Consider the following 13,190-nt stretch of genomic DNA (forward strand, 5'->3'; position numbering starts at 1 on the left):
GTCAGCGGCAGTATAGATTTACGGTTGGGTTTACGGAAGTAACAAGATGTATCTGCGTGTAACCAACTGAATGCTTAATCGAATACTTGAATAAACCATTTAGGCTGCATCTGTGAAAAATCCGTACGGATATTCTCGTCCAGATAGCTTGCTGAATCTAAAACACACGCGCCTGTTTCTGAGCGGATAAATACAACCCAGTGCCAGTAATCCTTGCCGCCTTCCTGGTGATGTTTAATCGATAGCAGAGCCTGATCAGGTAGGGCCTCCCATGAAGAAAAAGGAATCTCTTCGGCAGAGGTCTCAACACCTGAATGGGCCAGCAAGTGCCTTACATACTGCGTATCTGACCATAATGAGGTATCCGAGGCATATATGCCCATGGCATTGGCTATCGCTTTCATCTCTGCATAGCTTTTACCAAGTATATTTGCGACAGCTGCGATACCGCAGCCGGTTGTTTCTTCCTGAATAACCGGTTTCATTACTTACTCTCTTATGTCAAATGATCAGCCCCTTACGGCAGAGTTAAACGGCTGTTACATAAGTACCATAGCGATTAAGAATATACCCGCAAACACCGGGATCGCCGAAAGTAACCCTATTCCAAAAGCCTTCCAGTTAGATGCAATTTCGCCGCCCTTATTCTTGTGGGCGTCAATTGAATCTTTTTGCTGCGATTTAGCAATCATGACCATGGCAAATATCTGCGGGACCGTGAATAGCATATTAGGAATGTTGATATCCTGCGGGATCATCATGATTCCGAATAGAAACAAAATGGTTGCGAGAATAGAGTAGAGTATCGTTTTTCGTGCCGACTCAAACCTGCCTAAACGGCGCAGATTTATCCACATAATGATCCCGCCTGCCAGAATCGAGCCGAAAAAAGTGGCGATGCCTACCCCTTCAATACTGTAAAGCTTATAGGGTTTACTTGCCTCCGGACTCAATTCTGCTTTGGGTGGCGCATATACTGATGCGTTGGATTCTGATTCTTGTGGAGGATGGGTCTCAGGAATATCTTTTTCAGGAGGAATATCCATAGGACGTATTTCACAGCTAAGGCCGCAACGCTCGATCAGCTTTTTGTATTTTTCGGCAATATCGGAATCGACCCCTTTTTTAACAGTGGTTTCGGGCTTGCTAAGGAGTTTTTCAATCTTCTGATCGCTGATCTTTAATAAGCGGGCGAGGTTTTGCTTAACTTCAAGCTGAGAGTACTCTTCTGAAATAGCGTTCTGTAATACCACTTTAAACTGTGACATCGGCATAATCCCTTATGTTGCGCCTACTTACAGCGCGGTCCTGTTTTCGTTGCGCTTTTCATGACGTTACTTCTACTAGAATCCCATGCTTTTGATTCAGTGTCACATCTTTGCAGTGAAATGTAGACGAGTGACAGCATAGCCAGTCAATCATTATGGGAGTTCTAACACACAATCCCTTCGCTCTAATTGAGCGCAAGTCTTACCACGCGCTTTTCTAATCACTTTGATTTTGGCTTTTATCGTTTCTTTTTTATTTTCGTTAGGTTCTGAACGATAAATCTGCATCACATAATCCAGCATGGTCATCCTTCTGCCGCGATTATCTTCAATGATGTCGTTGGGCGCTAAACCTGCTTTGAAAAGTGCCTGCACATCATCGTCATGGCCTCTGTAGATAACAAAGTAAATGAGCGAGCGGCCAGAGCAAAGAATGTTGTTTTTGGAATTCTCCCGAAGAAATTCTGCTGAGCTTTTGTATCTATACTTATCAGTGTATTTCTTGATAAAGCCTAAAGTGCTTTTACCGCTGTTAAGTTGCAGGATGGTCTCGCAGAGAACGACATTTTCGCCGTAGGCCAGTATGTCTTTTGCAGAAACGCTTAATGAGCAGGACAAGACAAACAATGCTACAAATCCCTTAATTGCATTCACGCTTCCCTTCCTTAAAAGACTTTGTGTTAGAAGATTAAACCATCCTAACTAAATCCTTATCACGCATCCAGACGCTCGCGCATAGCTCCTTAAAAAGAGACTGTTTTGCGTTCGCATAACCTAAGCATTACGTGGCGCTAGCATGATAGGTTCACAAAAGAGTCCGAATTTAAAACTTAGCGTTTTTTTTGATCTGTTTATTTTTTGACCGCGTAGCAGGTGAACTTCCCAAGAGTTCCTTTCGAGAAAAGGCACTGCGGTATGGGTGGCTAACTAAACCTGGAGAATTACCCATGAAATTCATTAAACCTCTGCTACTGTCCGCTGCACTACTGATCCCATTCTCAGCTCAGGCGGGTGGTCACGGTGATCATTCAAAAAAAATGGCTAATGATATTGTGCATGTAGCCGCTAGCGCTGAAACCTTCTCTACGCTTGTCGCTGCCGTTAAAGCAGCTGAACTGGTCGATACACTGAAAAGCGCAGGGCCATTTACCGTATTTGCTCCGACCAATGATGCTTTCGCTAAACTGCCGGCGGGTACTGTTGAGAGCCTGCTTAAGCCAGAAAATAAAGATAAGTTGGTCGCTGTACTGACCTACCATGTGGTACCAGGTAAAGTGAGTGCCAGCCAGGTTGTGAATCTGGACAGTGCGGTCACAGTTCAGGGTGATAGCATCGATATTTCTGTGAAAGGTCAGGATGTGATGATCGATAATGCCAAAGTGGTGAAAGCCGATATCATGGCTTCCAACGGTATTATTCATGTAATCGATCAAGTGATTTTGCCAAATATGACCCCTAAGACTGCTTATCTGGACATGGATAAAGTCAATCCAATTCGGTAAGTGCCAACAAGCTCACCCACACCGGATTATCCTTTAAAATTGCGCCTTTACACATGTTGTAATGGCGCAATTGAGTTTTGATCAGAATTCAGCCGCGTAGCGGCGTCCTGCCACCCCTAACTCCGATATGGATAAGCCCCGGTCCGCATCTTCCGGTACTGACTGGGCGATACCCCCATCAGTTTTTTCAATATCCGCGAGAAGTAGTAGGCACCTTCATAGCCCGCCGCGTTCTATCTTGGGCTGGATAAAGTGGTAAATCGGTGTCGTAGCAGTCACCTTTTGTGCTTCTCAACGAAGTGCTATTTTAAAGGCTAACTCAGCTAAGAAAGGATCAACGAAAATCAGAAACTGCCATTGCTAATTGTTGGCCTTAGCGATGCGGCTAATCAGTTTTATGTTAATGAACCAGGCTAGCAGGCCAAGCATTAATCCTTGCAGCGCTCCGATCAGTACGTCCATTGGGGTATGGACGCCTAGTAAGGGTCTTGAGATGCAGACTGCCAGTGCCCAGGGTAATAAGCTATACAGTAGCCAATAGCGTTTACTGCTGATGAGGGACGCTCCAAGCATCAGCATAAAACTGGCAAAAAACATGGCCGAAAAAGAATGTCCGGAAGGAAAGGAGTAGCCGGTTTCATGAGCCCAGTGCTTTTTAATTAAAGGGGTTAATGGGACCATCTCCGCATGTTGAGTTAGTACTCGGGCGAGCATCGTGCGTCGAACCTCTTTGTCTCCCTGTGCATAGAACGCATCGGCGCTCATCCCTAAAGGTCCCTTACCGTCTTCCCCTGCTAGCCAGACAATATTGGGTCGGGGGCTTTGTAACTGCGTTTTGATAATGTGCTCATTCAATAACGCGCCTCCTCCCGCCAGAACGGAGGTTAGACTAATCACAGTGACGGTTTCTTTTATCTTCTGGGTCAAAGGCATCTTTTGTCTGCTGAGTAGCAGGGCTATTACCAATAATACTATCGCTGGAACTCCGTATTTTCCCGACTCAGAGATCAGATAGATAATATCCATATAGGATGCTGAAAGGTCTAAATAGGGTGGGGTGCTCTGGTTAGATACGGGTAGCAGAAAGCTGAGAAGTAACAATAGCCAAGTAAGCAGAAGCGGGAGTAGAGCACGATAGCGCAGGGGCGATTTTGTCGAGAGAGTCATGACTTAATTATTTCCATATACATTCGGCCGGGCTCTTAGCCTGCCGGTTATCCATAGTGGGCAGTTACCATTTAACGCACTATTGTTTTAGCGCCTTGTTAAATTATTGCCCTTCGTGCTGTTACCCGTGATCTCCTAGGTAATACTTATACTGCCATACCTGAAATTTGCTTTGAACCGTCTTTCCTCTAGCTGCGAAGAGGCGTGCTAGCCACTCGCAGCTGCGGACTGTTCTAAAACGAGGCGGTCTGTTCTTACTCACTCTTATATGGGAATGCCCCGGTCCGCATCTTCCGGTACTGACTCGGTGATACCCCCATCAGCTTTTTAAAGATCCTCGAAAAGTAATAGGCATCTTCGTACCCCACCGCAAAGGCAACCTCATTAATACCGTTATTAGTGGTATCAAGCAGGTGGCAGGCACGTTCGATTTTAAGCTGAATAAAGTGGTTGATCGGGGTGGTGCCGGTCACCTCTTTGTATTTTTTCACAAAGTGATATTTCGACAGACTGATCGATTCAGCCAGGGTATCCAGGTCGAGTTGCTCGTGGATATGGGTCTGCATCAGGCTGTGAACACGCTCAATATCCAGGCCGCCGCGCGACTGTTTCTGTTTAGCCAGCGGTTGCAGCAGTGCGATATGGCTGAGGATCTGGCGCAGCTGGTTGGCAGCGCAGATATAAGCGTTGAGGTTATAGGTGGATTCACGGGCTTCCAGCAGTGCTTCAAAGTCGCTGGCGAGGCGAGAATGGATGCCGATCGGCATCACATAGCGGCGCTGGTTACTCTCTCGTTGCTGTAAATGCTGGGCGAAATCCTCGGCATGATGACCATGAAAGTGCACCCAATAGATAGTCCATGGTTTACGTTTACGTGCCTGATAAGTGTGTGATACCCCTTTTGGAATCAACAATATGTCACCAGAACGAATGCGGGTTTTCTGTCCATCGATCACCGCTTCACCTTCACCGTCCAGACAATATATTAGCAAATTGTCATCATGTTCCTGGCGTTCCATCTGGTGACCACTGGCCTGACGATAGTAGCCCATCCCCAGCGGATATAGGCCCTGGCTCAATGGATGCAGCGCTAACTCACTGATTACGCGGCGTGGAATTACGAAGCGAATACTCTCAGGTGGCAGGGGCCAGTTAGACGGTGAGCTCATCAATGCGACCTATGTATAAGGGAAATTACTTATCGAATCACAATATAGTCCAGTAATTGGACAAGATTATCAATCCTGCATTGGTAGGGTGCGTGGTACAAAGTAACTATCGAGTAGGAAGTACGACAGGAAGCTATGAGGTTTCATGTAGTTTCCTCATAAACAACTAATAACAAATAAACAGGTATCAGAGCATGACACAGCAAGTACCTCTTCTAATTAACGGCGAGCTAGTACAGAGTAAATCAGAGAACTGGATCCCAGTGACCAACCCAGCGACTCAGGAAGTGATTGCACAGGTTCCATGTGCAACGGCTGATGAAGTAGAGCAGGCGATCGACGCTGCTAAAGCTGCTTTTGAAGACTGGAAAGACACGCCGGTTGGTGAACGTGCTCGCCTAATGCTGCGTTACCAGGCGATCCTGAAAGAGCGTCAGGACGATATTGCACGTCTGATCTCTCAGGAAGTAGGTAAAACTTTCGAAGATGCGAAAGGTGACGTATGGCGTGGTATCGAAGTTGTAGAACACGCTTGTAACATTGCTTCCCTTTCTATGGGTGAAACGGTTGAAAACGTAGCGCGTAAGATCGACTGCTACAGCATCACTCAGCCGCTGGGTGTATGTGTAGGTATCACTCCATTCAACTTCCCGGCTATGATCCCACTGTGGATGTTCCCAATGGCGATCGCGTGCGGTAACACATTCGTACTTAAGCCATCTGAGCAGGATCCACTAACGCCGATGCTGCTGGCTGAACTGTTCAAAGAAGCGGGTGCTCCAGACGGTCTTCTGCAGGTTGTTCACGGTGCGAAAGATGTTGTAGACCAGCTGCTGGTTCACAAAGATACTCCAGCGATCTCTTTCGTAGGTTCGGTAAACGTAGGTGAGCACATCTACCGTACCGGTACTGACAAGATGAAACGTGTCCAGGCGTTCGCAGGTGCGAAGAACCATATGGTTGTTATGCCGGATGCGTCTAAAAACCAGGTTGTTAACAGCATCGCGGGTGCATCTGTCGGTGCTGCCGGTCAGCGCTGCATGGCGATCTCTGTTGCTGTATTCGTTGGCGAAGCACGTCAGTGGATCCCAGAAGTACGTGATGCACTGGCTAAAGTACGCCCAGGTGCATGGGATGATCCAGAAGCAGGTTACGGCCCACTGATTAACCCACAGGCACGTGAGCGTGTTCTGAACTTCATTCAGGAAGGTAAAGACGCAGGTGCTGAATGTATCCTGGACGGTTCTGAGTGTGTAGTTGACGGTTTCCCTGATGGTAACTGGGTTGGCCCAACGATGTTCCGTGGTGTAACACGTGATATGTCTATCTACCAGGAAGAGATCTTTGGTCCTGTACTGATCGCTCTGGAAGTAGACACGCTGGAAGAAGCGATCGAGCTGATCAACGAAAACCCATACGGTAACGGTACGTCTATGTTCACCTCTTCTGGTGCAGCTGCACGTAAGTACCAGCACGAGATCAAAGTAGGTCAGGTAGGTATCAACGTACCTGTACCAGTGCCTCTACCAATGTTCTCTTTCACCGGTTGGAGAAAGTCTTTCTACGGTGACCAGCATGCTTACGGTAAGCAGGCGGTTAAGTTCTACACCGAGACTAAGACAGTGACTGCACGTTGGTTCGAAGATGACATCGATACTGGCGTTAACACAACCATCCAGCTGAAGTAATTCACGGATAGTAGTTAAAAAAATAATGAGAAAGGGGCTCAAAGTTTTTGTGAAAGCGTTATGAGCAAAGGCTAGAGAAGGCAAAAAGTCACGAGGAAGCGGAGTTTACTGGAGTAAATGAGCATTTCGAGTGACTTTTTAACGCTCTATAGCCGCGCGCAATAGCTTTAACTTAACTTTGCGAGACCCCTTTCCACTTAAAGGAGAGAGCGATGGATTTCGAGCTGAATGAAGATCAGATTGCATTCGCTGACATGGCCCGTGCCTTTGCGCAAAATGAATTTGAACCCCACGCTGCAAAGTGGGATGAAGAGCAGATCTTTCCGGTAGAAGTTCTACGTAGTGCTGGCGAGATGGGCTTTTGTGGTCTCTATTCACCTGAAGATGTAGGTGGATTGGGGCTGAGTCGTCTGGATGCCAGCATTATCTTTGAGCAGCTGGCGATGGGATGTACTTCGACGACTGCTTTTATCACGATTCACAATATGGCCACCTGGATGATCGCGGACTTCGGTAACGAAGATACCCGTCAGCAGTGGTGTCCTGAACTGACGGCAGGTACCAAACTTGCGTCATACTGTCTGACCGAGCCAAATGCCGGTTCAGATGCGGCTTCCCTGAAAACCACCGCCCGTCGCGAAGGCGACAACTATATCCTCAACGGTAGCAAAATTTTCATCTCTGGCGCGGGTAGCACTGACGTGCTGGTTGTTATGGCGCGTACTGGTGAAGACGGTCCTAAAGGGATCTCTGCGTTTGCTGTTGATGCGAAAGCGGAAGGTATCGTTTACGGCCGTAAAGAAGACAAAATGGGCTGGAACAGCCAGCCAACACGAATGATTACGTTTGAAGACGTTGTGGTCCCTGCATCTGCTTTGCTGGGCAATGAAGGTGACGGCTTCAAAATTGCTATGAAAGGCCTGGATGGCGGCCGAATCAATATTGCCACCTGCTCAATCGGTACTGCTCAGGCAGCGCTGAATCGTGCCCGTGACTATATGCACGAGCGTAAGCAGTTCGGTAAAGAGCTGGCTAATTTCCAGGCATTGCAGTTCAAACTGGCAGATATGGCAACCGAGTTGGTCGCTGCGCGCCAGATGGTGCGTATGGCGGCTGCCAAACTGGACGCTAACCACCCGGATAAAACTGCTTACTGTGCGATGGCAAAACGTTTCGCAACTGATGTGGGTTTCAACGTTGCTGACGAAGCCTTGCAGATCTTTGGTGGTAATGGATATATCAAAGAGTACCCAATGGAGCGCTATATTCGAGATAACCGCGTTCACAGAATTCTGGAAGGTACTAACGAAATTATGCGCGTTATCGTTGCTCGTCGCGTGCTGATGGAAGACGCAGCAGACCTGCTGTGATCCTGTTGATAAGAATTGGAGAATGAGAATGACCGATAAACTGATTGTTGAAAAACAGGGCCATACAGCGGTTATTACGATGAATAACCCGCCGGCAAACACCTGGACGGAAGAGAGCCTGAAAGGTCTGGCGGTGGTTGTTGAAGAACTGAACCAGGATAAAGAGATCTACGCGCTTGTTATCCGTTCTAACAGCGAAAAATTCTTCTCTGCAGGTGCTGACCTGAACCTGTTTGCGGATGGTGATCGTTCGGTTGCCCGCGATATGGCACGCTACTTCGGCGAAGCGTTTGAGACACTGGCGCGTTTCCGTGGTGTATCGATTGCTGCAATTAACGGCTTTGCCATGGGTGGCGGTCTTGAAGTTGCGCTGGCCTGTGATATCCGTGTTGCTGAAGAGCAGGCGCAGATGGCATTGCCAGAAGCGAAAGTAGGCCTGCTGCCATGTGCAGGTGGTACTCAGAACCTGACCATGCTGGTGGGTGAAGGCTGGACTAAGCGTTTGATCCTTTGTGGTGAGCGTATCAAGGCGCCGCTGGCAAAAGAGATCGGTCTGGTTGAAGAGCTGGTACCACAAGGTCAGTCATTCGAAAAAGCGATGGAGCTGGCAAAAGCGGTTGAGCAGCAGAGCCCAACTGCGGTAGCTGCTTGTAAGCAACTGATCCAGAACAACCGCACCAACCACTGGGATGCAGGTTACATTCTGGAGCGTGAGCTGTTCGTTGATCTGTTCCACACAGAAGATCAGAAAGAGGGTGTAAACGCGTTCCTTGAGAAGCGTGCCCCTGAGTGGAAAAACCAATAAGGATCTGACGATGAGTTGCGTACTGTTTAATGAAATTTCGACTCAGGATGGCAAAAAGATCGTTGAGATCAGCCTGAATTCTGAGCGCTCACTGAACGCTCTGACGCTGGAAATGATCGACCTTATTCAGCCTAAGCTGGACGAGTGCAAAACCGACGACAGCGTTGTCGCGATCATCCTGGATAGTGCAGGAGAGAAAGCATTCTGCGCCGGTGGCGATGTTGTCAATCTGTACAAGTCGATGACCGGTGACGGCGATGCGTCATTCCCGGAAGATTTCTTTACCCGTGAGTACACGCTGGATTACACCATCCATACCTATCCTAAGCCGATCATCTGCTGGGGTGCGGGTATTGTGATGGGCGGCGGCATGGGCCTGTTTAACGGCTGTAGCCACCGTATCGTAACCGAATCTTCACACATGGCGATGCCAGAAGTGACGATCGGCCTGTATCCAGATGTTGGCGGTAGCTGGTTCCTGAACCATATGCCAGGCCGTACGGGCTTGTTCCTGGGTTTAACCGGTAATCCAATGTTTGCAGCGGATGCCCTGTTCCTGGGTCTTGCAGATCGCTTTGTGGCGAATGAAATGCGCCAGAGCATGGTTGAACGTCTGCAGGCGGAAAACTGGAGTGGTGCAGCGGATGCTGCGGTTAACCGTGTACTGCGTGATCTGGAAGAGGAGTCTCAGCCGCAGTTTAAGTCTGAATCTCCGATTCAGGAACACTATGACTTTATCCAGCAGATCACTGATCAGGACAGCGTTGAAGAGATTGTTGAAGCGCTGTTGGCGGTTGAGAGCGAAGACAAGTGGATTAACCGTTCCAAGAAGGCGATCAGCCACGGTAGTCCATTGGCCGTTAACCTGATTCAGAAACAGCTGGAGGTGACTAAGCACATGTCACTGAAAGAGGTGTTCTGTGCTGAGATGGTGCTGTCTGTACAGTGTTGTAAACACCGTGAATTCCCGGAAGGCGTACGTGCGCTGCTGGTGGATAAAGACGGTAAACCAGAGTGGACTTATAAAACTCTGGGCGAAGTTGATCAGGCCAAAGTGGCTGAGTTCTTTGTTTCCCCATGGGAGACAAACCCACTGGCTGGTTTGTAAGCGAATAAGAAAAGCGGTCCCGTGGGAGTGGCATCTTGCCGCGAGAGATTTGGCAAGATGCACCTTCTACAGCGAAGAAGATAAATTGAGCGCAGCGCTCAAACAATAATAAAAGGGCTAGAGATATGGCGACAATTGGTTTTATTGGTCTGGGCAACATGGGTGGCCCAATGGCGATCAACCTGGTTAAAGCAGGTCACTCCGTTAAAGCATTCGATTTGTCACAGGATGCAATTGCGAAGGTGGTAGCAGAAGGCGGCCAGGCTGCAGCTACGGCTGCTGAAGCGGCAACTGATGTTGAGTTTCTGGTAACTATGCTACCGGCAGGTAAGCATGTTGAAGGCTTGATGGTAACAGGCGAGACACCGCTGTTTGATGTAGTAGCAGACGGTACGCTGATTATCGATTCCTCGACTATCGATGCCGATACCGCTAAACGCGTAGCAGCTACCGGTGCTGATCGCGGTATCAGCTTTATCGATGCACCGGTATCAGGTGGTGTGGGCGGCGCTGTCGCTGGCACACTGGCATTCATGGTGGGTGCGTCTGATGAGCAGTTCGCCAAAGCGAAGCCAATTCTGGATTGCATGGGCAAGAACATCTTCCACGCGGGCGATAATGGCGCAGGTCAGGTGGCTAAAGCATGTAACAACATGCTGTTGGCGATTCTGATGACCGGTACGTCTGAAGCGCTGAACATGGGCGTTAAAAACGGCCTGGATCCAGCGGTTCTGTCTGAAATCATGAAGCAGAGCTCCGGTAACAACTGGTCACTACAGGTTTACAACCCATTCCCAGGCGTGATGGAAGGCGTACCGTCTTCTAACGATTATCAGGGTGGCTTCCAGGTAGATCTAATGTTTAAAGATCTGGGTCTGGCAATGGAACTGAGCCAGCAGAGCGCTTCTCCAACCCCTATGGGTTCACAGGCCCGTGCACTGTTTAACCTGCACAAAGCCAATGGCAATGGTGGTCTGGACTTCTCAAGCGTACTGCGTCTGTATCAGGATCAGTAATCGCTGAGCATTAATACTTATCCGCCGGATTCTAGGTCACCGGCGGATATTTCCAACCTGATAAAAAAAATAAAGAGGTTGAACCGATGGGATACAACAAAGAATACCAATCTGCCCTCGATAATACGGAAGCCTATTGGGCAGGACAGGCTGATAGCGTTGCCTGGTACAAGAAACCGACAACCACAGTCACTAAAACCGATTTTGGTACCTATAGCTGGTACCCCGATGGTGAGCTTAACAGCTGCTATCTGGCACTGGATTACCACGTAGAAAATGGCCGTGGTGATCAGGTTGCCCTCTATTATGATTCTCCAGCGACAGGCGGCACAAAAGAAGCGATTACTTACACACAGCTTCTGGATCGCGTGTCTCGTTTTGCGGGTGCACTGAAAGCACAGGGCATTGAAAAGGGCGATACAGTTCTGATCTATATGCCGATGATCCCTGAAGCCGCTGTAGCGATGCTGGCTTGTGCCCGTTTAGGTGCGATCCACTCTGTGGTATTCGGTGGCTTTGCCCCGGCTGAGATGGCTATTCGTATTGACGATGCTAACCCGAAAATGATCCTGACCGCTTCCTGCGGTATCGAATTTGAAAAGAAGATTGCCTACAAGCCTCTGGTAGATCAGGCGATCGATCTTGCTACACATAAGCCCGCACATACGATTGTTTGCCAACGCGCAGAGATTAAAGCTGAGCTGGACAAAGCGGGTGATCTGGATTGGTATCAGGTTCAGGAAGGTGTTGAGCCTGCTGCATGTACGCCGGTTAAAGGTTCTGACCCGCTTTATATTCTTTACACATCAGGTACGACTGGCCAGCCAAAAGGTATTGTCCGTGACAACGGCGGTAATGCGGTTGCACTGAAATATGCGATGCACAATATCTGCGGTATGCAGCCGGGCGATGTCTGGTGGGCTGCGTCTGATATTGGTTGGGTGGTAGGCCACTCCTACATTGTATACGGGCCGTTGATGGCGGGCTGTAGCGCGGTGTTCTTCGAAGGTAAACCGATTAAAAACCCTGATGCAGGTACATTCTGGCGTGTCATCGAAGATTACGGCGTGACCTCTATGTTCTGTGCTCCAACGGCATTCCGTGCGATCCGCAAGGAAGATCCAGAAGGTGCCCTATCAGGTAGCTACAACCTGAATAGCCTGAAGTGGGTATTTGTAGCCGGTGAGAAACTGGACTCCTCAACCTATCACTGGCTGTCTGATCTGTTGAAAGTGCCGGTGATCGATCACTGGTGGCAGACAGAAACCGGTTGGCCGATGACTTCGCCGATGATGGGTTGGGACAACCCTTCAGAGTCGCGTCTGGGTTCAACGAATAAACCGGTACCGGGCTATGATATCCGTGTTCTGGATAGCGATGGTACTGAAGTGGCGGACGGTGAAGCAGGTAATATCTGCGTGAAACTACCGATGCCTCCTGGGGTTGCCTGGAGTATCTGGAACAACAATGACCGTTACGTAAGCTCCTATCTGGAAGCTTTCCCGGGTTACTACCACACCGGTGACGGTGGCTATAAAGATGAAGATGGCTATATCTACATCACGGGCCGTACTGATGATGTGATCAACGTGTCCGGACACCGTTTATCCACAGGCGAGATGGAAGAAGTGGTTTCTGCTCATCCAGAGGTGGCTGAGTGTGCAGTCATCGGTGTCAACGATGAGCTGAAAGGTCAGCTTCCGGTCGGCCTGATCGTGCTGAAGGCAGGTTCTGAGATCGAAGAAGATCAACTGCAGACCGAACTAGTTAAGATGGTTCGTGAGCAGGTAGGTGCCTTGGCATGTTTCCGTACCGCGATGGTTGTTCAACGTTTGCCGAAGACCCGCTCCGGTAAGATCCTGCGCGCAATTCTGCGTAAGATCGCCGCACAGGAGGAATACAAAATGCCGTCTACCATCGATGATCCAGCTATCCTTGGCGAAATCGAAGAGCTGATCGAAGCGCGTAGCGGAGCTTAAATCTATAGCTATACCCTGGAGGGTTACCCGCGGGTATTCCTCCTTTGACTCTAATTCATTTTGCACTCTTAGCCGGCCATGTACTTAGCGCATGAGCCGGTCTTTTTTTGCCCTGACG

General features: G+C 48.9%; 13 protein-coding genes. 7 read left to right on the forward strand and 6 right to left on the reverse strand.

Annotated elements, in window-relative coordinates; all coding sequences use genetic code 11:
* Nucleotides 1-74: 74 nt before the first annotated feature.
* The 3 genes from MED92_RS11365 to MED92_RS11375 form a co-directional block, all read right to left on the reverse strand.
* Nucleotides 75-485 carry a hypothetical protein gene (locus tag MED92_RS11365; protein WP_007021690.1) on the reverse strand — a complete coding sequence of 137 codons (411 nt, stop codon included), beginning with the start codon at nucleotides 483-485 and terminating at the stop codon, nucleotides 75-77.
* Nucleotides 486-539: 54 nt separating this feature from the next.
* On the reverse strand, nucleotides 540-1,268 hold the full coding sequence (locus MED92_RS11370; protein ID WP_007021691.1) for a hypothetical protein: 729 nt from the start codon (nucleotides 1,266-1,268) through the stop codon (nucleotides 540-542).
* 153 nt (nucleotides 1,269-1,421) lie between these two features.
* Nucleotides 1,422-1,922 (reverse strand): hypothetical protein, encoded by a 501-nt coding sequence (locus MED92_RS11375; RefSeq protein ID WP_007021692.1) that lies wholly within the window; start codon nucleotides 1,920-1,922, stop codon nucleotides 1,422-1,424.
* Between the two features lie 293 nt (nucleotides 1,923-2,215).
* Here MED92_RS11375 and MED92_RS11380 point away from each other — a divergent pair, with 293 nt between their 5' ends.
* Nucleotides 2,216-2,770 (forward strand): fasciclin domain-containing protein, encoded by a 555-nt coding sequence (locus MED92_RS11380; protein WP_007021693.1) that lies wholly within the window; start codon nucleotides 2,216-2,218, stop codon nucleotides 2,768-2,770.
* 116 nt (nucleotides 2,771-2,886) lie between these two features.
* Here the strand turns inward: MED92_RS11380 and MED92_RS19375 are convergent, their stop codons facing one another.
* The 3 genes from MED92_RS19375 to MED92_RS11390 all read right to left on the reverse strand — a co-directional run bounded on the left by MED92_RS19375 (nucleotide 2,887) and on the right by MED92_RS11390 (nucleotide 5,106).
* Nucleotides 2,887-2,964 (reverse strand): hypothetical protein, encoded by a 78-nt coding sequence (locus MED92_RS19375; RefSeq protein ID WP_083774949.1) that lies wholly within the window; start codon nucleotides 2,962-2,964, stop codon nucleotides 2,887-2,889.
* A 166-nt stretch (nucleotides 2,965-3,130) separates the two neighbouring features.
* On the reverse strand, nucleotides 3,131-3,937 hold the full coding sequence (locus tag MED92_RS11385) for a phosphatase PAP2 family protein (protein WP_083774935.1): 807 nt from the start codon (nucleotides 3,935-3,937) through the stop codon (nucleotides 3,131-3,133).
* 254 nt (nucleotides 3,938-4,191) lie between these two features.
* Entirely contained in the window at nucleotides 4,192-5,106 is a 915-nt protein-coding gene (locus MED92_RS11390) for an AraC family transcriptional regulator (protein WP_007021695.1), read from the reverse strand.
* Nucleotides 5,107-5,300: 194 nt separating this feature from the next.
* Here MED92_RS11390 and MED92_RS11395 point away from each other — a divergent pair, with 194 nt between their 5' ends.
* The 6 genes from MED92_RS11395 to MED92_RS11420 all read left to right on the forward strand — a co-directional run bounded on the left by MED92_RS11395 (nucleotide 5,301) and on the right by MED92_RS11420 (nucleotide 13,072).
* Nucleotides 5,301-6,794 carry a CoA-acylating methylmalonate-semialdehyde dehydrogenase gene (locus MED92_RS11395; RefSeq protein ID WP_007021696.1) on the forward strand — a complete coding sequence of 498 codons (1,494 nt, stop codon included), beginning with the start codon at nucleotides 5,301-5,303 and terminating at the stop codon, nucleotides 6,792-6,794.
* Nucleotides 6,795-7,006: 212 nt separating this feature from the next.
* Nucleotides 7,007-8,164: an acyl-CoA dehydrogenase family protein gene (locus tag MED92_RS11400; protein WP_007021697.1), complete on the forward strand. Its 1,158-nt coding sequence runs from the start codon at nucleotides 7,007-7,009 to the stop codon at nucleotides 8,162-8,164.
* A gap of 28 nt (nucleotides 8,165-8,192) precedes the next feature.
* Nucleotides 8,193-8,969 carry an enoyl-CoA hydratase gene (locus tag MED92_RS11405; RefSeq protein WP_007021698.1) on the forward strand — a complete coding sequence of 259 codons (777 nt, stop codon included), beginning with the start codon at nucleotides 8,193-8,195 and terminating at the stop codon, nucleotides 8,967-8,969.
* A gap of 10 nt (nucleotides 8,970-8,979) precedes the next feature.
* A complete protein-coding gene (locus MED92_RS11410; protein WP_007021699.1) occupies nucleotides 8,980-10,077 on the forward strand; it encodes an enoyl-CoA hydratase/isomerase family protein in 1,098 nt (365 codons plus the stop codon).
* Nucleotides 10,078-10,202: 125 nt separating this feature from the next.
* Complete coding sequence (mmsB, locus tag MED92_RS11415) at nucleotides 10,203-11,093, forward strand: 3-hydroxyisobutyrate dehydrogenase (RefSeq protein WP_007021700.1); 891 nt, start codon at nucleotides 10,203-10,205, stop codon at nucleotides 11,091-11,093.
* A gap of 86 nt (nucleotides 11,094-11,179) precedes the next feature.
* Nucleotides 11,180-13,072 (forward strand): AMP-binding protein, encoded by a 1,893-nt coding sequence (locus MED92_RS11420; protein WP_007021701.1) that lies wholly within the window; start codon nucleotides 11,180-11,182, stop codon nucleotides 13,070-13,072.
* The last annotated feature ends 118 nt before the right edge of the window (nucleotides 13,073-13,190 follow it).

Source organism: Neptuniibacter caesariensis (assembly GCF_000153345.1).
GTDB lineage: Bacteria > Pseudomonadota > Gammaproteobacteria > Pseudomonadales > Balneatricaceae > Neptuniibacter > Neptuniibacter caesariensis.

Excerpts from the sequence above, each read along its gene's own strand:
- MED92_RS11405 (WP_007021698.1), top strand. The coding sequence starts at position 8,193 with ATGACCGATAAACTGATTGTTGAAAAACAGGGCCATACAGCGGTTATT.
- MED92_RS11370 (WP_007021691.1), bottom strand. The coding sequence starts at position 1,268 with ATGTCACAGTTTAAAGTGGTATTACAGAACGCTATTTCAGAAGAGTAC.
- MED92_RS11395 (WP_007021696.1), top strand. The coding sequence starts at position 5,301 with ATGACACAGCAAGTACCTCTTCTAATTAACGGCGAGCTAGTACAGAGT.
- MED92_RS11380 (WP_007021693.1), top strand. The coding sequence starts at position 2,216 with ATGAAATTCATTAAACCTCTGCTACTGTCCGCTGCACTACTGATCCCA.
- MED92_RS11385 (WP_083774935.1), bottom strand. The coding sequence starts at position 3,937 with ATGACTCTCTCGACAAAATCGCCCCTGCGCTATCGTGCTCTACTCCCG.
- MED92_RS11400 (WP_007021697.1), top strand. The coding sequence starts at position 7,007 with ATGGATTTCGAGCTGAATGAAGATCAGATTGCATTCGCTGACATGGCC.
- MED92_RS11410 (WP_007021699.1), top strand. The coding sequence starts at position 8,980 with ATGAGTTGCGTACTGTTTAATGAAATTTCGACTCAGGATGGCAAAAAG.
- MED92_RS11390 (WP_007021695.1), bottom strand. The coding sequence starts at position 5,106 with ATGAGCTCACCGTCTAACTGGCCCCTGCCACCTGAGAGTATTCGCTTC.
- MED92_RS11365 (WP_007021690.1), bottom strand. The coding sequence starts at position 485 with ATGAAACCGGTTATTCAGGAAGAAACAACCGGCTGCGGTATCGCAGCT.
- MED92_RS11420 (WP_007021701.1), top strand. The coding sequence starts at position 11,180 with ATGGGATACAACAAAGAATACCAATCTGCCCTCGATAATACGGAAGCC.
- mmsB (WP_007021700.1), top strand. The coding sequence starts at position 10,203 with ATGGCGACAATTGGTTTTATTGGTCTGGGCAACATGGGTGGCCCAATG.